This is a genomic window from Lelliottia amnigena (assembly GCF_019047465.1).
GTDB classification, from domain to species: domain Bacteria; phylum Pseudomonadota; class Gammaproteobacteria; order Enterobacterales; family Enterobacteriaceae; genus Enterobacter; species Enterobacter amnigenus.
Genome location: NZ_CP077236.1, coordinates 1 through 18,063, shown reverse-complemented (window position 1 = coordinate 18,063; position 18,063 = coordinate 1). Strand labels below are relative to the sequence as shown.

Annotated in this window: 20 protein-coding genes and 3 tRNA genes; 14 read left to right on the top strand and 9 right to left on the bottom strand. The window is 50.4% G+C overall.

Features of this window, described 5'->3' with window-relative positions; translation table 11 throughout:
- Positions 1 to 83 precede the first annotated feature (83 nt).
- The 7 genes from I6L74_RS00110 (at position 84) to sdiA (ending at position 5,773) form a co-directional block, all read left to right on the top strand.
- Positions 84 to 803 carry an RNA polymerase sigma factor FliA gene (locus I6L74_RS00110; protein WP_015959511.1) on the top strand — a complete coding sequence of 240 codons (720 nt, stop codon included), beginning with the start codon at positions 84 to 86 and terminating at the stop codon, positions 801 to 803.
- A gap of 55 nt (positions 804 to 858) precedes the next feature.
- Positions 859 to 1,410, top strand: a complete 552-nt coding sequence (fliZ, locus tag I6L74_RS00105) for a flagella biosynthesis regulatory protein FliZ (RefSeq protein WP_059179641.1) — start codon at positions 859 to 861, stop codon at positions 1,408 to 1,410.
- An 85-nt stretch (positions 1,411 to 1,495) separates the two neighbouring features.
- Positions 1,496 to 2,296 carry a cystine ABC transporter substrate-binding protein gene (tcyJ, locus tag I6L74_RS00100; protein ID WP_059179642.1) on the top strand — a complete coding sequence of 267 codons (801 nt, stop codon included), beginning with the start codon at positions 1,496 to 1,498 and terminating at the stop codon, positions 2,294 to 2,296.
- A gap of 107 nt (positions 2,297 to 2,403) precedes the next feature.
- The gene (gene dcyD / locus I6L74_RS00095) at positions 2,404 to 3,390 is read left to right on the top strand and encodes a D-cysteine desulfhydrase (RefSeq protein ID WP_059179643.1); all 987 of its coding nucleotides are present in this window, start codon (positions 2,404 to 2,406) and stop codon (positions 3,388 to 3,390) included.
- A 20-nt stretch (positions 3,391 to 3,410) separates the two neighbouring features.
- Complete coding sequence (gene tcyL / locus I6L74_RS00090) at positions 3,411 to 4,079, top strand: cystine ABC transporter permease (RefSeq protein ID WP_059179644.1); 669 nt, start codon at positions 3,411 to 3,413, stop codon at positions 4,077 to 4,079.
- A complete protein-coding gene (gene tcyN, locus I6L74_RS00085) occupies positions 4,076 to 4,828 on the top strand; it encodes an L-cystine ABC transporter ATP-binding protein TcyN (RefSeq protein ID WP_059179645.1) in 753 nt (250 codons plus the stop codon). Before tcyL ends, tcyN begins: the two co-directional genes overlap by 4 nt.
- A 222-nt stretch (positions 4,829 to 5,050) precedes the next feature.
- The gene (gene sdiA / locus I6L74_RS00080; RefSeq protein WP_059179646.1) at positions 5,051 to 5,773 is read left to right on the top strand and encodes a quorum-sensing transcriptional regulator SdiA; all 723 of its coding nucleotides are present in this window, start codon (positions 5,051 to 5,053) and stop codon (positions 5,771 to 5,773) included.
- A gap of 66 nt (positions 5,774 to 5,839) precedes the next feature.
- Here the strand turns inward: sdiA and I6L74_RS00075 are convergent, their stop codons facing one another.
- Positions 5,840 to 6,064 carry a DUF2594 family protein gene (locus I6L74_RS00075; RefSeq protein WP_059179647.1) on the bottom strand — a complete coding sequence of 75 codons (225 nt, stop codon included), beginning with the start codon at positions 6,062 to 6,064 and terminating at the stop codon, positions 5,840 to 5,842.
- Positions 6,051 to 6,131 (bottom strand): hypothetical protein, encoded by an 81-nt coding sequence (locus I6L74_RS21680; RefSeq protein ID WP_419181542.1) that lies wholly within the window; start codon positions 6,129 to 6,131, stop codon positions 6,051 to 6,053. Before I6L74_RS21680 ends, I6L74_RS00075 begins: the two co-directional genes overlap by 14 nt.
- Before the next feature lie 399 nt (positions 6,132 to 6,530).
- Here I6L74_RS21680 and uvrY point away from each other — a divergent pair, with 399 nt between their 5' ends.
- From uvrY to I6L74_RS00040, 7 genes are all read left to right on the top strand, one after another.
- Complete coding sequence (uvrY, locus tag I6L74_RS00070) at positions 6,531 to 7,187, top strand: UvrY/SirA/GacA family response regulator transcription factor (RefSeq protein ID WP_059179648.1); 657 nt, start codon at positions 6,531 to 6,533, stop codon at positions 7,185 to 7,187.
- Positions 7,184 to 9,016 carry an excinuclease ABC subunit UvrC gene (gene uvrC, locus I6L74_RS00065; protein ID WP_059179649.1) on the top strand — a complete coding sequence of 611 codons (1,833 nt, stop codon included), beginning with the start codon at positions 7,184 to 7,186 and terminating at the stop codon, positions 9,014 to 9,016. The genes uvrY and uvrC overlap by 4 nt, the downstream gene beginning before the upstream one ends.
- A gap of 55 nt (positions 9,017 to 9,071) precedes the next feature.
- Positions 9,072 to 9,620 carry a CDP-diacylglycerol--glycerol-3-phosphate 3-phosphatidyltransferase gene (pgsA, locus tag I6L74_RS00060; protein WP_015959501.1) on the top strand — a complete coding sequence of 183 codons (549 nt, stop codon included), beginning with the start codon at positions 9,072 to 9,074 and terminating at the stop codon, positions 9,618 to 9,620.
- A 152-nt stretch (positions 9,621 to 9,772) separates the two neighbouring features.
- Positions 9,773 to 9,848: transfer RNA gene (locus tag I6L74_RS00055), tRNA-Gly, on the top strand.
- A 46-nt stretch (positions 9,849 to 9,894) separates the two neighbouring features.
- Positions 9,895 to 9,968: transfer RNA gene (locus tag I6L74_RS00050), tRNA-Cys, on the top strand.
- 12 nt (positions 9,969 to 9,980) lie between these two features.
- A tRNA-Leu gene (locus tag I6L74_RS00045) sits at positions 9,981 to 10,066 on the top strand.
- Positions 10,067 to 11,091: 1,025 nt separating this feature from the next.
- The gene (locus I6L74_RS00040) at positions 11,092 to 11,310 is read left to right on the top strand and encodes a cold-shock protein (RefSeq protein ID WP_059179651.1); all 219 of its coding nucleotides are present in this window, start codon (positions 11,092 to 11,094) and stop codon (positions 11,308 to 11,310) included.
- A gap of 294 nt (positions 11,311 to 11,604) precedes the next feature.
- Here I6L74_RS00040 and I6L74_RS00035 read toward each other — a convergent pair whose 3' ends face one another.
- The 7 genes from I6L74_RS00035 to I6L74_RS00005 all read right to left on the bottom strand — a co-directional run bounded on the left by I6L74_RS00035 (position 11,605) and on the right by I6L74_RS00005 (position 17,532).
- Positions 11,605 to 11,763, bottom strand: coding sequence for a YnfU family zinc-binding protein (locus I6L74_RS00035; protein ID WP_216979987.1), 159 nt, complete (start codon positions 11,761 to 11,763; stop codon positions 11,605 to 11,607).
- 266 nt (positions 11,764 to 12,029) lie between these two features.
- Complete coding sequence (locus I6L74_RS00030) at positions 12,030 to 12,263, bottom strand: YnaE/YdfK family cold shock protein (protein WP_059179652.1); 234 nt, start codon at positions 12,261 to 12,263, stop codon at positions 12,030 to 12,032.
- Positions 12,264 to 12,508: 245 nt separating this feature from the next.
- Positions 12,509 to 13,225: an ABC transporter ATP-binding protein gene (locus tag I6L74_RS00025; RefSeq protein WP_059179653.1), complete on the bottom strand. Its 717-nt coding sequence runs from the start codon at positions 13,223 to 13,225 to the stop codon at positions 12,509 to 12,511.
- Positions 13,222 to 14,097, bottom strand: a complete 876-nt coding sequence (locus I6L74_RS00020; RefSeq protein ID WP_059179654.1) for an ATP-binding cassette domain-containing protein — start codon at positions 14,095 to 14,097, stop codon at positions 13,222 to 13,224. The genes I6L74_RS00025 and I6L74_RS00020 overlap by 4 nt, the downstream gene beginning before the upstream one ends.
- Complete coding sequence (gene livM, locus I6L74_RS00015) at positions 14,094 to 15,383, bottom strand: high-affinity branched-chain amino acid ABC transporter permease LivM (protein ID WP_059179655.1); 1,290 nt, start codon at positions 15,381 to 15,383, stop codon at positions 14,094 to 14,096. The genes I6L74_RS00020 and livM overlap by 4 nt, the downstream gene beginning before the upstream one ends.
- Before the next feature lie 11 nt (positions 15,384 to 15,394).
- Complete coding sequence (locus tag I6L74_RS00010) at positions 15,395 to 16,309, bottom strand: ABC transporter permease subunit (RefSeq protein WP_059179656.1); 915 nt, start codon at positions 16,307 to 16,309, stop codon at positions 15,395 to 15,397.
- Between the two features lie 101 nt (positions 16,310 to 16,410).
- Complete coding sequence (locus I6L74_RS00005) at positions 16,411 to 17,532, bottom strand: branched-chain amino acid ABC transporter substrate-binding protein (RefSeq protein ID WP_059179657.1); 1,122 nt, start codon at positions 17,530 to 17,532, stop codon at positions 16,411 to 16,413.
- Positions 17,533 to 18,063 lie beyond the last annotated feature (531 nt).

The following is an 18,063-nucleotide window of genomic DNA, read 5'->3' as shown; positions in this document are numbered from 1 at the left end:
TTTCACCCACTATTCACCCGATTAAAACCCCTCCAGAATCGGATAATCATGCCGATAACTCAATTAACGCAGGGCTGTTTATCGTGAATACACTCTATACCGCTGATGGTGTAATGGATAAACACTCGCTGTGGCAGCGTTATGTCCCGCTGGTGCGTCACGAAGCATTGCGCCTCCAGGTGCGATTGCCAGCGAGTGTTGAATTGGACGACCTGCTACAGGCGGGCGGTATTGGTCTACTGAATGCAGTGGATCGATATGACGCTCTGCAAGGAACGGCATTTACGACTTACGCAGTACAGCGTATTCGTGGTGCGATGCTGGACGAACTGCGTAGCCGTGACTGGGTACCGCGAAGTGTTCGCCGCAATGCACGCGAAGTGGCACATGCTATAGGGCAACTGGAACAAGAGCTGGGACGAAACGCGACAGAAACTGAAGTGGCGGAGCGTCTTGGTATCGCGGTTCAGGATTATCGTCAGATGTTGCTTGATACCAATAACAGCCAACTCTTTTCCTATGATGAGTGGCGTGAAGAGCATGGCGATAGTGTTGAACTGGTGACTGATGAGAATCAGCACGAAAACCCGTTACACCAATTATTGGAAGGTAATTTACGCCAACGCGTAATGGATGCTATTGAAGCATTGCCTGAGCGTGAGCAATTGGTGTTAACCCTCTATTACCAGGAAGAGCTGAATCTTAAGGAGATCGGCGCGGTTCTGGAAGTGGGGGAGTCCAGGGTGAGCCAGTTGCACAGCCAGGCCATTAAACGCTTACGTACCAAGCTGGGTAAGTTATAGGCGAGTCAATTCGCCCGAAAAATGCCGCACAACGTATTGACAACCAGGAGTTATCATGACGGTGCAGCAATCTAAAAGACGGCCTTTAAGCCGCTACCTAAAAGACTTTAAACACAGCCAGACTCATTGTGCTCACTGCAATAAGCTGCTTGACCGTATTACGCTGGTTCGTCGTGGCGAAATCGTGAATAAAATTGCGATCTCCCGTCTCGACACCCTGATGGATGAAGCCGCGTGGCGTGAAGAGCAGCAGGAGTGGGTCGCTTTGTGTCGTTTTTGTGGCGATCTGCATTGCAAAGAGCAGAGCGACTTTTTCGATATTATCGGCTTTAAACAATTCCTCTTTGAACAAACCGAGATGAGCCACGGGACCGTGCGCGAATACGTCGTGCGTCTGCGTCGTCTGGGGCAACATCTGACGGTACAAAATATCTCCCGCGACTTACTGAAAACCGGTTATATGGATGAAAATCTTGAACCGTGGTTGCCTGCAACCAGCACCAATAACTATCGCATCGCGCTGCGTAAATACGCGCAATATAAAGCGCATGTGCCGGGTGCGGTTACGCAGAAAGTCTACGCCGAAGCGACTTCTGATATATATTAAAATTGAATAAGATGTAGCGGACTCGCCTTTGACGCCAAAGGCGAAAGCCTTACACTACTCAAAAAACCACTATATCGGGGTAATTATGAAATTAGCACTTCTGGGTCGTCAGGCGCTGATGGGCGTAATGGCTGTGGCGCTGGTCGCGGGAATGAGCGTGAAAACGTTCGCGGCTGAAGGATTACTGAATAAAGTCAAAGAGCGCGGCACGCTGCTGGTTGGGCTGGAAGGAACGTATCCACCGTTCAGTTTCCAGGGTGACGATGGCAAACTGACCGGCTTTGAAGTTGAGTTTGCCGAAGAGCTGGCGAAACATCTGGGGGTGAAAGCGTCGCTGAAACCGACCAAATGGGACGGCATGTTGGCTTCACTGGATTCCAAACGTATTGATGTGGTGATTAACCAGGTCACCATTTCCGATGAACGTAAAAAGAAATATGATTTCTCAACGCCGTATACCGTGTCAGGTATTCAGGCGCTGGTGAAGAAAGGTAACGAAGGCACGATCAAAACCGCTGCAGACCTCAAAGGTAAAAAAGTGGGTGTCGGTCTTGGGACCAACTACGAAGAGTGGCTGCGTCAGAATGTTCAGGGTGTTGATATCCGCACCTATGATGATGACCCGACTAAATATCAGGATCTGCGCGTGGGCCGTATCGATGCGATCCTGGTCGACCGCCTGGCTGCGCTGGATCTGGTGAAGAAAACCAAAGATACGCTGGCCGTCGCCGGTGAGCCGTTCTCTCGTCAGGAGTCTGGCGTTGCAGTCCGTAAAGACAACGACGATCTGGTCAAAGCGATCGACGGTGCTATTGCCGATATGCAAAAAGACGGGACGTTAAAAGCGCTGTCTGAGAAATGGTTCGGTGCTGACGTCACTAAATAAGTCTTAAATGACAAAAAAAGGCGCTTTTAAAAGCGCCTTTTTTATTTCTGGCGTTCTAGCGTGCATAATAAAAAATAATAAACAAAAACAGAGTTACCGGAGGTTCCATGTCACTGCAAAATTTAACGCGCTTTCCGCGCCTGGAGTTCATTGGCGCACCGACGCCGCTAGAATATTTACCGCGGTTTTCGGATTATTTAGGGCGCGATATCTTTATTAAACGTGACGACGTGACCCCTATGGCCATGGGGGGAAACAAACTGCGTAAGCTGGAGTTTTTGGCGGCAGATGCGCTGCGCGAAGGGGCGGATACCCTGATCACCGCGGGTGCGATTCAGTCTAACCACGTTCGTCAGACGGCGGCCGTGGCCGCAAAGCTTGGGCTGAACTGCGTAGCACTGCTGGAAAACCCGATTGGTACGCGTGCGGAAAACTATCTCAGCAACGGAAATCGCCTGCTGCTGGATCTGTTCAACGCGCAGATTGAAATGTGTGATGCATTAACCCATCCCACTGAACAGCTCGACGCGCTGGCGACGCGCGTCGAAGCGCAGGGCTTTCGGCCTTATGTGATTCCGGTGGGTGGCTCGAATGCGCTTGGTGCGCTGGGTTACGTTGAAAGCGCGCTGGAAATTGCGCAGCAGTGTGAAGGCGCAGTGAGCTTGTCCTCCGTGGTCGTGGCATCGGGCAGTGCTGGAACGCACGCAGGCCTGGCGGTCGGGCTTGAGCAACTGATGCCGGACGTCGAACTCATTGGCGTGACCGTTTCGCGCAGCGTGGCGGATCAAAAGCCAAAAGTTTTCGCTTTGCAGCAGGCGGTCGCGCAGCAGCTGGAAGTTCCGGCGCAGGCTGAGATTGTGCTGTGGGATGACTATTATGCGCCAGGCTACGGCACGCCGAATGATGAAGGGGTGGAAGCGATAAAATTGCTGGCACGTTTGGAAGGGATCTTGCTTGATCCGGTTTACACGGGTAAGGCGATGGCGGGACTTATCGACGGTATTACTCAGAAGCGCTTTAAGGATGAAGGCCCAATTCTGTTTGTGCATACGGGCGGAGCGCCTGCGTTATTTGCCTATCATCCTCACGTCTAATTGCAGGTAGAAAAACGATAATGCAAGAAAGTATTCAGCTGGTTATTGATTCGCTACCGTACCTGCTCAAGGGCGCTGTGTTTACGTTACAGCTCAGTCTGGGTGGGATGTTCTTCGGTTTAGTGCTGGGCTTTATTCTGGCGCTGATGCGTATGTCGCCGATTCTGCCGGTGCGTTGGCTGGCGCGCTTTTACATCTCTGTATTTCGCGGTACGCCGCTCATCGCCCAGCTGTTTATGATTTATTACGGTCTGCCGCAGTTTGGTATTGAACTGGATCCTATTCCGGCGGCGATGATTGGTCTGTCGCTGAACACGGCGGCGTATACCTCTGAGACGCTACGTGCAGCGATTTCATCCATTGATAAAGGTCAGTGGGAAGCGGCGGCCAGTATCGGTATGACACCGTGGCAAACGCTGCGTCGCGCCATTTTGCCCCAGGCCGCGCGCGTGGCGCTCCCGCCGCTAAGCAACAGTTTTATCAGTCTGGTTAAAGACACCTCGCTCGCGGCAACGATTCAGGTGCCGGAGTTGTTCCGTCAGGCGCAGCTGATTACGTCGCGCACGCTGGAAGTTTTCACCATGTATCTGGCCGCATCACTGATTTACTGGGTGATGGCAACCGTGCTGTCCGCGCTGCAAAACTATTTTGAAAATCAGCTTAATCGTCAGGAGCGAGATCCGAAATGAGTGCAATTGACGTCAAAAACCTGACAAAAAAATTCCACGGGCAAACTGTTCTTCACGGTATTGATCTCGAGGTACAGGAGGGCGAAGTGGTGGCAATTATCGGGCCGAGTGGTTCCGGTAAAACCACGCTGCTGCGCAGTATTAATTTGCTGGAACACCCGGAGGGGGGAACCGTTCGCGTGGGTGATATCACCATTGATACCGCGAAGTCCCTCGGTCAGCAAAAAACGCTGATTCGCCATCTGCGCCAGCATGTCGGTTTTGTGTTCCAGAGTTTTAACCTGTTCCCTCATCGCACGGTTATCGAGAATATTATCGAAGGGCCGGTCATCGTTAAGGGGGAACCCAAAGACGAGGCTATTCAACGCGCCCGCGAACTGCTGGCCAAAGTCGGGCTCTCCGGGAAGGAGACCAGCTATCCGCGTCGTCTGTCGGGCGGGCAGCAGCAGCGCGTCGCGATTGCGCGTGCGCTAGCGATGCGCCCCGATGTTATTTTGTTTGACGAACCAACCTCGGCGCTCGATCCCGAGCTGGTGGGCGAAGTGCTTAACACCATTCGCCAACTCGCGCAGGAGAAGCGGACGCTGGTGATTGTCACGCATGAGATGAGCTTTGCCAGAGATGTCGCGGACAGAGCAATCTTCATGGATCAGGGGCGCATTGTGGAGCAGGGGCCAGCAAAAGAATTGTTTGCCAATCCTCAACAACCTCGTACGCGTCAATTCCTCGAGAAATTCCTGACGAAATAGCCCTCTTTGATTAATTTGCTCCAGAAAGCCAATCTGGAGCAAAATATTCCCTAATTATCCTAATCTGTAGATGTTTTTATTCTACTTCTGCGTATTAAGCACAGCTAAAATGCAACTAGTTCTCAATTGGGACGATTTTTTATACATATAAATAAGTTTTATGTGTTAGGTTATATTCACCATAATAATGATTAGTTTTTTCAGGGGTTTTATTCGGTAAGTATGAGGGATACAGACTTTTTTACATGGCGACGGAATTGCTTCCTGCGATTCCAGGATATGGGCTCTGCGGATGAAGTGTATGAAGAGCTTCAACAACAAACCCAGGCACTTGAATTCGATTATTACTCACTCTGTGTCAGGCATCCGGTTCCCTTTACGCGTCCTAAAATATCCGTTCGTTCAAGCTATCCGGCTGAATGGATGTCGCAATATCAGTCAGAAAATTATTTCGCTATTGATCCGGTATTAAAGCGTGAGAATTTCATGCAGGGGCATCTTCCCTGGACTGACGCGTTATTTGCGGATGCGCAGGCGTTATGGGATGGTGCGCGCGACCATGGTCTGCGTAAGGGCATTACGCAATGTTTGATGTTGCCTAATCATGCGCTGGGTTTTCTCTCCGTTTCTCGCACCAGTCAGTTTGGTAAAATGATGGACAGCGAAGAAATAGAATTGCGCCTGCAAATGTTGGTGCAAATGGCACTGACCACATTGCTGCGATTTGAGGATGAAATGGTGATGCCACCTGAGATGAAATTCAGCAAGCGTGAAAAGGAGATTCTGAAGTGGACGGCGGAGGGAAAAACGTCGGCTGAAATCGCAATTATTCTTTCGATCTCAGAAAATACGGTCAATTTCCATCAGAAGAATATGCAGAAGAAATTTAACGCACCGAATAAAACGCAGATTGCGTGTTATGCGGCGGCGACCGGTTTCATCTGACAACACCCTTGTTCTGCGTGCCAGACACGAAGACGGCTGAATGCTTTGCGTTCAGCCGTCTCTTTTTTACTGACGGTAAGCCTGTTTAATTTGCTTAACTGTGCCAGCAAATACGTCAGCCTGGTTTTGATCTTCCATCTGCGCGATTTGTCTTTCCATCTTAATGATCACACGGCCCGCATCGGCCTGGCCCATTGCCTGAAGCATAAGAGTTAACAGTGCTTTCAGACAGGATACTTCCTGCGCCAGTTCTTGGTTGTTTTCCGCGGTGGCGAATTCAGGTGTGCTCATGGATATTCCTCATTACAAAACTGCGCTGGAGCGCGACGATGAAAGTTAAGGCGGCGGAGTATACCATAAGCCAGAGGAAAAAAAGCAGTGGTTGTTTTTTGAACACTTATTGTTTTGTTTATTCGGGTAAACCCGAGTTAAGTATAATTGCTGTTATGTTTTAATATCCCTTAATTGTTTAGGCTTCGTTTGGCTGCTGTTAATTGTTGTTACAAAAATATATCTTCTGTTTTTTGCGTTTTTACGGTGTTTGTTTTTTGTAACTTTTTGAATGCTGGCGCTTAAAAAGGGCGAAGAAAGCTACTTAGACTGGGTTTTTCTTTCCACTTGCTGTACAGACTAATTTCCAAAAAAAGTGAACGGAATCGTACCGTACCTTTTTAACGTTTTAAACTTGGGATGAAAACCGTTAATATAAACGCATTAGCAGTCAGTCGCGATATCCCTATTTCTGGAGACATTTCCTTTGATCAACGTCCTTCTTGTTGATGACCACGAACTCGTGCGCGCAGGGATACGTCGCATACTTGAAGATATAAAGGGTATTAAAGTGGCCGGTGAGGCCTGCTGCGGTGAAGATGCCGTGAAGTGGTGCCGTACCCATTCTGCCGATGTGGTGTTGATGGACATGAATATGCCCGGCATCGGTGGGCTTGAAGCCACGCGCAAAATCGCCCGCGCCTTCGTTGATACTAAAGTCATCATGCTGACCGTTCATACTGAAAACCCGTTGCCCGCGAAAGTGATGCAGGCTGGCGCTGCCGGTTATCTCACTAAAGGCGCTGCGCCACAGGAAGTGGTGAATGCCATTCGTTCCGTGTATGCCGGGCAGCGCTATATCGCCTCGGATATCGCTCAACAGATGGCATTGAGTCAGATAGAGCCGGAAAAAACGGGTTCACCGTTTGCCAGTTTGTCTGAGCGCGAATTGCAGATTATGCTGATGATCACTAAAGGCCAAAAGGTGAATGAGATTTCGGAGCAACTGAATCTCAGCCCCAAAACGGTGAACAGCTACCGCTATCGTATGTTCAGTAAACTGAACATTCATGGCGATGTCGAACTCACTCACCTGGCTATTCGTCATGGTCTGTGTAATACAGAGACCCTAACCAGTCAGTGAGTGATGTGTTCGATTCTAAATCTTTCCTGAAAACCGTGACCAGCCAGCCAGGCGTATACCGTATGTACGACGCTGGCGAGACGGTTATCTACGTCGGCAAGGCGAAGGACCTCAAAAAGCGCCTTTCCAGTTATTTTCGCAGTAACCTTGCCTCTCGTAAGACTGAAGCGCTGGTGGCGCAAATTCAGCAGATCGATGTCACCGTCACCCATACGGAGACAGAAGCGCTGCTGCTTGAGCACAACTACATCAAACTGTATCAGCCGCGCTACAACGTCTTATTGCGTGACGACAAGTCATATCCTTTTATCTTCCTGAGCGGCGACACCCATCCGCGCCTGGCGATGCACCGTGGTGCTAAGCATGCGAAAGGGGAGTATTTTGGTCCCTTCCCAAACGGCTATGCGGTGCGTGAAACGCTGGCGTTACTGCAAAAAATTTTCCCGGTTCGTCAGTGCGAAAATAGCGTTTATCGCAACCGCTCCCGGCCGTGTCTACAATACCAGATTGGACGTTGTCTGGGCCCGTGTGTGGCAGGTTTGGTCAGCGAAGATGAATACGCGCAGCAGGTTGAATACGTGCGCTTATTCCTGGCCGGGAAGGACGATCAGGTCCTGACGCAGCTGATTGAACGCATGGAAAAGGCCAGCCAGTCGCTGGCGTTTGAAGAGGCCGCGCGCATTCGCGATCAAATTCAGGCTGTGCGTCGGGTGACGGAAAAACAGTTCGTTTCCAATAATGGCGACGATCTGGATGTTATTGGTGTCTCTTTCGATGCCGGGCTGGCCTGCGTCCATGTTCTGTTTATACGCCAGGGCAAGGTTCTTGGTAGCCGCAGCTATTTCCCAAAAGTGCCCGCTGGCACAGAGTTGGGCGAAGTGGTGGAAACCTTTGTTGGCCAGTTTTATTTGCAGGGCAGTCAGATGCGTACGTTGCCGTCAGAAATTCTGCTCGACTTTGCTCTCAATGATAAAACGTTGCTTGCAGATTCGCTCTCTGAGCTGGCAGGACGGCGGGTCAACGTCCAGACCAAACCGCGCGGCGACCGTGCGCGCTATCTGAAGCTCGCTCGGACCAATGCGGCGACCGCGCTGACCACCAAACTTTCTCAACAATCGACCATTCATCAGCGCCTACTCGCCCTGGCGACCTTGTTAAAATTGCCAGAAGTGAAGCGGATGGAGTGCTTCGACATCAGCCATACCATGGGTGAGCAAACTGTCGCCTCTTGCGTGGTGTTTGACGCTAACGGCCCGCTGCGCGCGGAGTACCGCCGCTATAATATTACGGGTATCACGCCCGGTGATGACTATGCTGCGATGAATCAGGTGCTGCGTCGCCGTTACGGAAAAGCGATTGAAGAGAGCAAAATCCCTGATGTCATCATTATTGATGGCGGGAAAGGGCAGTTGGGTCAGGCGAAACAGGTTTTTGCCGAGTTGGACGTGCCGTGGGATAAACATCATCCGCTGATGCTGGGTGTGGCGAAAGGAACTGACCGTAAGGCTGGCCTGGAAACGCTGTTCTTTGAGCCTGAAGGTGAGGGCTTCAACCTGCCGCCAGATTCTCCCGCTTTGCATGTGATCCAGCATATCCGCGATGAGTCGCACGATCACGCTATCGGTGGACATCGGAAAAAACGGGCGAAAGTGAAAAATACCAGCACGCTTGAAACGATCGAAGGCGTTGGGCCAAAACGTCGACAAATGTTGTTGAAATACATGGGGGGATTGCAAGGACTACTCAACGCGAGCGTGGAGGAAATTGCAAAAGTGCCGGGTATTTCGCAAGGGCTGGCAGAAAAGATCTACTACTCGTTGAAACATTGAGGGCTCTGTAGCAACATAGAGCTAAATTTACTGACAACAGACAGTTACCGTCACTATGCGATTTAATATCCCTACGTTACTTACGCTTTTTCGCGTCGTACTTATCCCCTTCTTTGTTCTGGCATTTTACCTGCCGTTCACCTGGGCACCTTTCGCATGTGCATTCATTTTTCTTATCGCCGCGGTGACGGACTGGTTTGATGGTTATCTGGCGCGTCGCTGGAATCAGAGCACGCGTTTTGGGGCGTTTCTTGATCCTGTTGCGGATAAAGTGATGGTCGCCATTGCGATGGTGCTGGTCGCCGAGCATTACCACACATGGTGGGTGACGCTCCCAGCCGCTACCATGATTGGTCGCGAAATTATTATCTCTGCACTGCGTGAGTGGATGGCTGAGCTGGGTAAACGCAGCAGCGTCGCGGTTTCCTGGATTGGTAAAGTCAAAACAACAGCCCAGATGGCGTCGCTGGTGTGGATGCTGTGGCGTCCAAATGCGTGGGTAGAGTGGGCTGGGATTGGCTTGCTGTGGGTTGCTGCCGTGTTGACGTTATGGTCTATGCTGCAATATCTGAACGCTTCACGCGGCGATTTGCTTGAACAGTGATCGTTTCGACGCAAATTTCAGCAAACGATCCTGGGATGCAAAAATTAACGTTGACTCAAACCGTCATATAAGTAGAATGCAACGCATCGAACGGCGGTACGCTTAGCCAGTCGGTAGTGAAATCAAGTGATTAGCATAATGACTTGATGATTGCGGGAATAGCTCAGTTGGTAGAGCACGACCTTGCCAAGGTCGGGGTCGCGAGTTCGAGTCTCGTTTCCCGCTCCAAATTATAGGCATCGGCAATAGCGGGTGCTGAGTAAAAAGATTTTAAGGCGCGTTAGCAAAGCGGTTATGTAGCGGATTGCAAATCCGTCTAGTCCGGTTCGACTCCGGAACGCGCCTCCAATTTCTTCCCGAGCCCGGATGGTGGAATCGGTAGACACAAGGGATTTAAAATCCCTCGGCCATAGGCTGTACGAGTTCAAGTCTCGTTCCGGGTACCATGGGAAAAAGAATAAAATCAATGATAAGCAGTGTCGTTAAACCACCGAAAGGTGGTTTTTTTGTGTCTGAAAATAGTGTTATCTCACTTCCTTCCTAATATTACCGCTTCTTTTTTACCGCCAGTGACCGACACAATTTTTATTTTCCTGTCGTAACGAGCCGTGTGCGAAATCGTTTTGTGACCTGATATCTGCTGTTTATCCCGGAGGCTACCCGCTCCTCAGTCAGCCTGGCGTAGGTTGGACATCGTGTTATCCACGCAGGGATGTTAATTAACGCTTTGCGAGGTAATTTATTGCCGCTTCGTATGCTAACGCTTCGTCAACTGAAGAGCTCGTCTCGTAAATATAGACATACTTGCGGGTAAGGTGCTGAATGAGCATTTTGGGCGTTATGTGGTCTGCTACACCTGCCTGGATAATGTCAAAAACAGCACTGCCTATGACCCTGTCTACATCGTTTGTGGCAAATTCGTTGGATGAGAAGCTCAACATGTCGCCTTTCCCGCGTTGTTAATAGATACCTTTAAGCATATACGCCTTGCATCATTCGTGTACCGTTCAGCCGTAGTTTTTAGGCCGTGGCGATGATTATTTGATGGGTTGTGACATTGATCGCTGCACCGCAGTAGTTCGTCTAACATGGCGCTTCAAAGGCCAGGTTCAAGCTGATAAGTATGAACAAAATGAAAACGTTGCTGGTGTATTGACCGTGAGTGATGGTCTTAGGATCGTGACCTCATAAGAGGTAAAAAACATGTCGATTATGTGTGCGATACCCTTCTCTTGATAGGCTTTCAATCCGGCAAATTACCTCGCCGGATGTGACGGAGGGTAAAGAATACTTTGCTTATTATCACTGTCCGTGCCTTAATGGTCTGCTAAGTTCGATGCACAGGCGAACGTAAACATTTTATCGGGCAGTCCTCATTACCAGGTGCTATCGCTGATACCCCTCCTTCTGAGTCCATACGTTTATTATTATACGTTTATTATCTCACTCATCATGCGTAACAGGAGTAAATATGTCCTCAAGAATTAGAGGCCTGGTAAAGTGGTATAAAGAAGACAAAGGTTTTGGTTTCATCTCTCCTCTTGATGGAGGCAAAGATATCTCTGTTCATGTTTCGAATCTTCAGGGGGATAATTTTAAAACCCTGTTTGAAGGACAGAAGGTCGAATACACTATTTACAAAAGTAATAAAGGTCCCGCTGCTTCTAACGTCATACTTTGTGAAAAATAAAGATGCGTCGCTCTGCGATGTGGAGAATGCCTGAGCAGGCATAGCTGTAAGATGATTGAAGGCCGAATGTTTTAAACTGAGGCCAGCATCGTTACCGATGTGCTGACCACGATGATGAAGCGCAGGCCTTTCGGATGAACAGTCTACACGCTGACGTTAACTGGCGGTACAAACAGTAACGAGCGCCAATGATTAGACGGCCTACAGCAGCATCATTTTTGGTATTCCCTAAACTATTGCTAAATATGGGGCGTTAGTTGTAACGCTCATCATATCTGCAATAATTTTTTGCAGTCATTTTGATGACTTGAACAAGGTGCTGCAAAACGGGCAGACCAATTGGGAACCTTTTTGAACGCGACTAAAACTATGTTCTGAGTCTTTAGAACAGTTTGGGCATGGGCATTTAACTAAGTAATTACGACGGGTTTGTGAATTTTTACGTCCAGACATAGGCATCTCCTGATATAAGGGACGACAACGATACACGTTTAATATACTAATTACTTGTGTTTTTTTACTTTAAATTGGGGAATGGCCGTAATTATGGAACACAAGTTTTTTTTCGGGGAGATCTACAGGTCTGGTCTGTAATGTGGCTCAAATATATTTAAGCGAAAAGGAGACATCTTTTTAATCAGAATCTCGTATCCGCATTTTGATGACGAAGTCCTCACGTCTCTTTGAACCGTCAAATCTTAAGTTCACAACGCCGTCGTTTACAGTCTACCGTTAATCTTCTGGTTATCTTTCAGAACTTCAATCGCAGTTTGCATTGCAATTTTGTTGTCCCTGCCTGTAAGTTTTTTCTGTGTAACCTGCAAGTATTCAAGAATCGTGCGGGCATTGATGGGGCGGCCTGTTTTACCAACTTCGAGTACTGCATTACCGAGGATGATTTTTACTGGCGGAAGCTGGGCTGGGTACCAATCGAGGGTGTCTTCTGATTTCATAACAAATTTCTCTGGGAAGGGCAGTGTACCATAAATTGAGTGAGCCTGCGCGTTGACGGCATCGTCCGTTTTGTACTATTGCCCATTCAAAAAATTCGCCATAATGAATTTTGTTGAACATAGCCTTCTGATATTCATTTAAAAAATAAGGTTTCAATGGCAAAAACCGAGGTGGCTACTCTCGAAGCAATAAGCTGTGTTATGAAACCACCCCAGGCTGGTCTTTGTGTCTAAATTCCAGTGAATTACACGCCGCCTAAATACGCTTTTCGCACCTCCTGATTACCTAAAAGTTCCTCACCGCTACCGCTTAGACGGATTTGTCCGTTGACCATCACATATCCGCGATCGGAAAGCTTGAGCGCGTGATGTGCATTTTGCTCCACCAAAAAAATTGTCATCCCATTACGCGCCAGCTCGCGCAGCGTCTGGAAAATTTGTTTTACCACGATCGGCGCAAGGCCAAGACTTGGCTCATCAAGCAGCAGGAGTTTTGGACGACTCATCAACGCCCGCGCAATCGCCAGCATTTGCTGCTCTCCCCCGGACATGGTCATCGCGCGCTGTTTACGCCGCTCTTTCAGCCGCGGGAACAAATCAAACATCGTTTGCAGATCGTGCGCGGCATGTTGGTTACCCACAGGAATGGTCCCCATCAGCAAATTTTCTTCAACGGTCATATCCGGGAAAATACGTCGACCTTCCGGAGCCTGCGCGATACCGCCTGACGCCACGTAATGCGTTGATTGATGGCTGATATCCTCGCCGCAAAACAGGATCTGACCTTTTCGAATGCGTGGCTGGCCGAAAATGGACATCAATAGCGTCGATTTTCCCGCGCCGTTAGCCCCAATCAGCGCCACGGTTTCGCCTTGATTCACCTGCAAAGACACCTGCTTTAATGCCTGAATCACGCCATAAAATACATCCACGTCCTTAAACTCCAGCATCGTCTCGCTCATACGCTGACCTCGCTTTCATCGGTGCCCAGATACGCGGCGATAACCTTCTCATCATGCTGGATTTCATGCGGTTTACCCTGCGCAATCACATCGCCATGGTCGAGAACAATAATGTGATCCGAAATTTCCATCACCATTCCCATATCATGTTCAATCAGCAAGACCGTGATTTTATGATGGTCGCGCAAAAAACGAATGATTTTACTCAGCGCACGCGTTTCGACGGGGTTTAACCCAGCGGCGGGTTCATCCAGACACAGCATCTCTGGCCCCGTACACATTGCGCGCGCAATTTCGAGACGCCGCTGCTGACCGTAGGACATCTCACCCGCCAGGCGATTAGCACAATCCACCAGATCCACTACCTCTAGCCAGTAAAATGCCCGATCCAACGCGTCGCTCTCCGCGCGGCGGTACGCGGGGGTATTCAGCACGCCGGCAATCAGGTTACGGTTAACGCGCATGTGCTGCGCGACCAGCAGGTTTTCCACCACAGACATTTCCCGAAAAAGGCGGATATTCTGGAATGTGCGAGCCAGTCCTGCGCGGTTGACCAGATGCGTCCCGCCAAACATTTTGTAGAAAATACGCCCCCCAAGCTGCGCCGGATTGATCCAGTCTCCGGGCTGAAATTTTTGCCCAAGAACCTGAATCACGTTGGTGGTTTTGCTGAGCGTATTGAACAGAATCGTGCCGCCAGAGGCTTTGTAGAAACCGGTCAGACAGTTAAACACCGTGGTTTTTCCGGCACCATTTGGGCCGATTAAAGCGGTTATTGAGCCGCGCTGGACGTCCAGATTCACATCGTTTAGCGCTTTTATACCGCCAAAATGCATCATCAAATGTTCAACGTTTAATATCGTCCCGTTCATGGCGCGACTCCTTTGCGAACTGCAAATCCGCTGCGGTTAATGCGAATCAGACCGCGAGGCCGCCAGATCATCATCACGACCATCAGCATGCCGAATAACAGCACGCGGTATTCCGCAAAGCTGCGCAACAGCTCTGGCGTGACGGTGAGTACGAATGCGGCTAACACCACGCCGACAGTCGATCCCATTCCGCCTAAAACGACGATGGCGAGGATCAGCGCGGACTCAAAAAACGTAAACGACGTAGGGTTAACAAATCCCTGATAGGTCGCAAAGAACACACCAGCAATGCCTGCCGTCGACGCCCCAAGAGTAAATGCCGAGAGCTTGACCAGCACATGATTTAGCCCCATCGAACGACAGGCGATTTCGTCCTCACGCAACGCTTCCCACGCGCGTCCAATCGGCATACGCGTCAGGCGGTGTTTGACGTAGAGCACCAGCAAAACGACCAGCAGGAGGACGACATAGATGAAAATAAACTTCAGGTTGGGGTTGTAGGTCAGATGGAAAAACTCGTGGAACGGCACGCCGCCTTCTTTGGCTCGTCGTCCAAACTCAAGGCCGAAAAAGGTGGGAGGTGGGGCCGAAACACCGTTTGGTCCGCCGGTAAAGGTCAGCCAGTTGTTGAGGATCAGACGGATAATTTCCCCGAATCCGAGGGTCACAATCGCCAGATAATCGCCGTGCATACGCAGAACCGGAAACCCCAGTAAAGCGCCGGCTGCGGCAGCCATTAGCGCCGCCAGCGGCAACATCGTCCAGAATCCCAGGCCCAGGTATTGATAGCCCAGCGCTAAACCGTAAGCACCAATAGCGTAAAAGGCGACATATCCCAGGTCCAGCAAGCCCGCCAGGCCGACAACGATATTCAGCCCCAGCCCCAACAGGACATAAATCAGCCCGAGGATCGCGACCGTCAGTACATATTTTGTGGCGATAAACGGGAAACAAACTGCCAGCGTCAGCACCAGCGGGATAATCCAGCGCATCCGGCTTTTATACTCTGGTGGCCGGACGTAAACCCCCGAGTTATCGGTGTCGAAACGGGATAATAACCGTGTCCCCATAGCCGTCATCAAAAACGCGCTCAGTAAAAAGCGCCCCGTCACCACGGTGGCAACGATCCACGCCAGCCGTCGCCCTTCAAAGTTGAAACTGTAGCCATCCAGCACCACGCCGACGATGGGGCCAAAAATGATTAATGCGATCATGCCGGCAAAGATGGCATCCAGAACGCAGCGTTTGAGCGAAAAACCGTCGTGCACATCAGTTTGCGATGTCATATTTGACTCCCTCATACTTTGGCGACAACCGGGCGGCCAAGCAGTCCTTGAGGACGGAAAATGAGGATCACCACCAGTAATCCAAACGAGAACACATCTTTGTAATCAGAATTCACCATCCCCGAAAATTGTGCTTCGGCGATCCCGAGAATCAACCCGCCCAGCATCGCCCCCGGCAGTGACCCAATCCCACCAAGAACCGCAGCCGTAAAGGCTTTGATGCCGATAACAAACCCGACGTAAAAATCAAAGGTGCCGTAGTTCATGGTAATCAACACACCCGCAAGGCCAGCCATGGCTGCACCAATCACGAACACCAGCGAAATTATCCGGTCCGTATTTATGCCTAAAATCGACGCCATTTTGCGGTCCTGCTGAACGGCGCGGCACATGCGTCCTAATCGGGTATTGCTGATTATCCAGGTGAGCAGCAGCATGCCTGCGAATGAGGCAATCAGAATAAACACTTTGGTATAGGTGACCTGGACAAACCCCTCGCCAAGGTGAAAACGGAACACGCCATCCAGCATTGTTGGCACGCCTTGCTGACGCGGCCCCTGGCTGATTTGCGCATAGTTTTGCAGGATTAATGACATCCCGATGGCCGAGATCAGCGGAGCCAGACGCGTTGAGTTGCGCAGCGGTTTATAAGCGATGCGTTCAATCGTCCAGCCATAGACGCCCGTCACGATAATGGTGAACACCAGCGTGCCGAGGATTAATAACGGAAATGACTCCAGGCCAAACCAGGCGAGCAACGCCAGGCCGATGGCGCTGAGATAGGCGGAAATCATATACACTTCGCCGTGAGCGAAATTTATCATCCCGATAATGCCGTATACCATCGTATAGCCGATGGCAATGAGTCCGTATACGGAACCTAGCGTTAAGCCGTTGATCAACTGCTGAAGAAAGAATGTGCTCATCACCGCGCGCTCGTGTTATGGGCTGCACGACACATGCGTGCAGCCTGATGGTTATATCGCGTCGATAAAAAGCTATCGACGTTGAGCGTGACGCCGTTCCGTTACGGCACTTCGGTATATTTCCCTTTGTCATCCCACTGATACACGACGTAGTCGGAGACTTTCAGGTCACCCTTGTCATCCCAGGATTTTTTGCCCATCACCGTTTCAACCGGATTGGCCTTCAGCCAGGCGCTGGCCTTGGCAGAATCCGTACCGCCAGTCGCTTTAAAGGCTGCGGCGATGGCTTGAACAGAGGCGTAGGAATAAAGGGTGTAACCTTCGGGTTCAAACTTACTGGTGCGGAATTTCTCGATGACGGCTTTGCCGTCGGGGATCAAACGGGGATCTTTGCCAAAGGTCATGTAAATACCGTTGGTGTATTTCGGCCCACCTGCCGCGGTCACCATCTCTTCGTTGACGATACAGTCGCCGGAGAAGAATTTGGCCTGCACGCCTTGCTCACGCATCTGACGCACCAGCGGACCGGCTTCCGGGTGACAGCCACCGAAGAACACCACATCCGGTTTTTGCGCGCCGATTTTCGTGACCAGCGCGTTGAAGTCTTTCTCACCGCGCGACAAGCCTTCGTACATCACGTCATTCACGCCACGTTTTGCCAGCGCGGCTTTCGTCGCATCCGCCAGTCCCTGACCGTAGGTGTCTTTATCGTGAATGATCACCACCCGTTTGGCCTTCAGCTTATCAATAATAAAATCGCTGGCGACTTTCCCTTGCTGATCGTCACGTCCGCACATGCGGAACATATCGCTCATGCCGCGTTCGGTGATTAACGGGTTGGTAGAGCCTGGAGTGATTGCCAGGACGCCTGCGTCGTTGTACACCTCGGAGGCGGGCATCGTCGACGATGAGCAAAAATGCCCGACAACCGCTTTGACTTTGTCCTGATCAACCAGACGGTTAGCGACGGAGACGGCCTGTTTAGGCTCGCAGGCATCATCACCCTGAACCAGCTTAATCTTTTCGCCGTTGATCCCACCGGCGGCATTGATATCTTCGGCGGCCTGAGTCGCTCCATGCCAGTACTGATCGCCATAGGTCGCGTTTGGCCCGGTGAACGGCCCCGCGACGCCAATGACGATATCCGCCTGGGCGGAAAATGCCGTGACCAGACAACCTGCTACTACAAGAGAAAGGGGACTTCTGAGTAATTTCAGCGACATTATTATGTTCCTTAGCAAAGAGGTTTTTGCACCACGGTCCAAACCTGAAGGCAGATGGCGCAGTCAATCCAAAAACAAAAGCGAGAACAAAATGCACGAAACAAACGCGAGCCTGACAATATCCTGCTGATACGGCGAGATTTCCTGTCACCCTTTACGGGCAGGAACATTAAGCAAAATGGTTGCCAGAGTGGATAACCCGTTGCGGGGTTTTGACTTATTTCAGTATAGAGCGCCGTTTTATGCGCTCTGGCAGCATCAACTGAAATTACAGCGGGGATCACATCTCATTAACAATAATGCCCGCCACGTGTGCAACGGTCACGATTCAAGCTATTTTGCACCAGGAAAGCCCATGGGGATGGTGTTGTTATCGTTGTTTGAACACGCTGCGCCGCACGCCTGACGCTGGCGTTGAGAAGTCCCTGGGCATTGTGTGATAAAATCGTTTTCTTTTTTTATCAGGAGTATCTGCAATGACTGAAGGCCCATTAACTGAAAACGAACTGGAGTGGCTGGAAGAGACGTTGA

Excerpts from the sequence above, each read along its gene's own strand:
- fliZ (WP_059179641.1), top strand. The coding sequence starts at position 859 with ATGACGGTGCAGCAATCTAAAAGACGGCCTTTAAGCCGCTACCTAAAA.
- tcyJ (WP_059179642.1), top strand. The coding sequence starts at position 1,496 with ATGAAATTAGCACTTCTGGGTCGTCAGGCGCTGATGGGCGTAATGGCT.
- dcyD (WP_059179643.1), top strand. The coding sequence starts at position 2,404 with ATGTCACTGCAAAATTTAACGCGCTTTCCGCGCCTGGAGTTCATTGGC.
- tcyL (WP_059179644.1), top strand. The coding sequence starts at position 3,411 with ATGCAAGAAAGTATTCAGCTGGTTATTGATTCGCTACCGTACCTGCTC.
- tcyN (WP_059179645.1), top strand. The coding sequence starts at position 4,076 with ATGAGTGCAATTGACGTCAAAAACCTGACAAAAAAATTCCACGGGCAA.
- sdiA (WP_059179646.1), top strand. The coding sequence starts at position 5,051 with ATGAGGGATACAGACTTTTTTACATGGCGACGGAATTGCTTCCTGCGA.
- I6L74_RS00075 (WP_059179647.1), bottom strand. The coding sequence starts at position 6,064 with ATGAGCACACCTGAATTCGCCACCGCGGAAAACAACCAAGAACTGGCG.
- I6L74_RS21680 (WP_419181542.1), bottom strand. The coding sequence starts at position 6,131 with ATGGTATACTCCGCCGCCTTAACTTTCATCGTCGCGCTCCAGCGCAGT.
- pgsA (WP_015959501.1), top strand. The coding sequence starts at position 9,072 with ATGCGATTTAATATCCCTACGTTACTTACGCTTTTTCGCGTCGTACTT.
- I6L74_RS00040 (WP_059179651.1), top strand. The coding sequence starts at position 11,092 with ATGTCCTCAAGAATTAGAGGCCTGGTAAAGTGGTATAAAGAAGACAAA.
- I6L74_RS00035 (WP_216979987.1), bottom strand. The coding sequence starts at position 11,763 with ATGTCTGGACGTAAAAATTCACAAACCCGTCGTAATTACTTAGTTAAA.
- I6L74_RS00030 (WP_059179652.1), bottom strand. The coding sequence starts at position 12,263 with ATGAAATCAGAAGACACCCTCGATTGGTACCCAGCCCAGCTTCCGCCA.
- I6L74_RS00025 (WP_059179653.1), bottom strand. The coding sequence starts at position 13,225 with ATGAGCGAGACGATGCTGGAGTTTAAGGACGTGGATGTATTTTATGGC.
- I6L74_RS00020 (WP_059179654.1), bottom strand. The coding sequence starts at position 14,097 with ATGAACGGGACGATATTAAACGTTGAACATTTGATGATGCATTTTGGC.
- livM (WP_059179655.1), bottom strand. The coding sequence starts at position 15,383 with ATGACATCGCAAACTGATGTGCACGACGGTTTTTCGCTCAAACGCTGC.
- I6L74_RS00010 (WP_059179656.1), bottom strand. The coding sequence starts at position 16,309 with ATGAGCACATTCTTTCTTCAGCAGTTGATCAACGGCTTAACGCTAGGT.
- I6L74_RS00005 (WP_059179657.1), bottom strand. The coding sequence starts at position 17,532 with ATGTCGCTGAAATTACTCAGAAGTCCCCTTTCTCTTGTAGTAGCAGGT.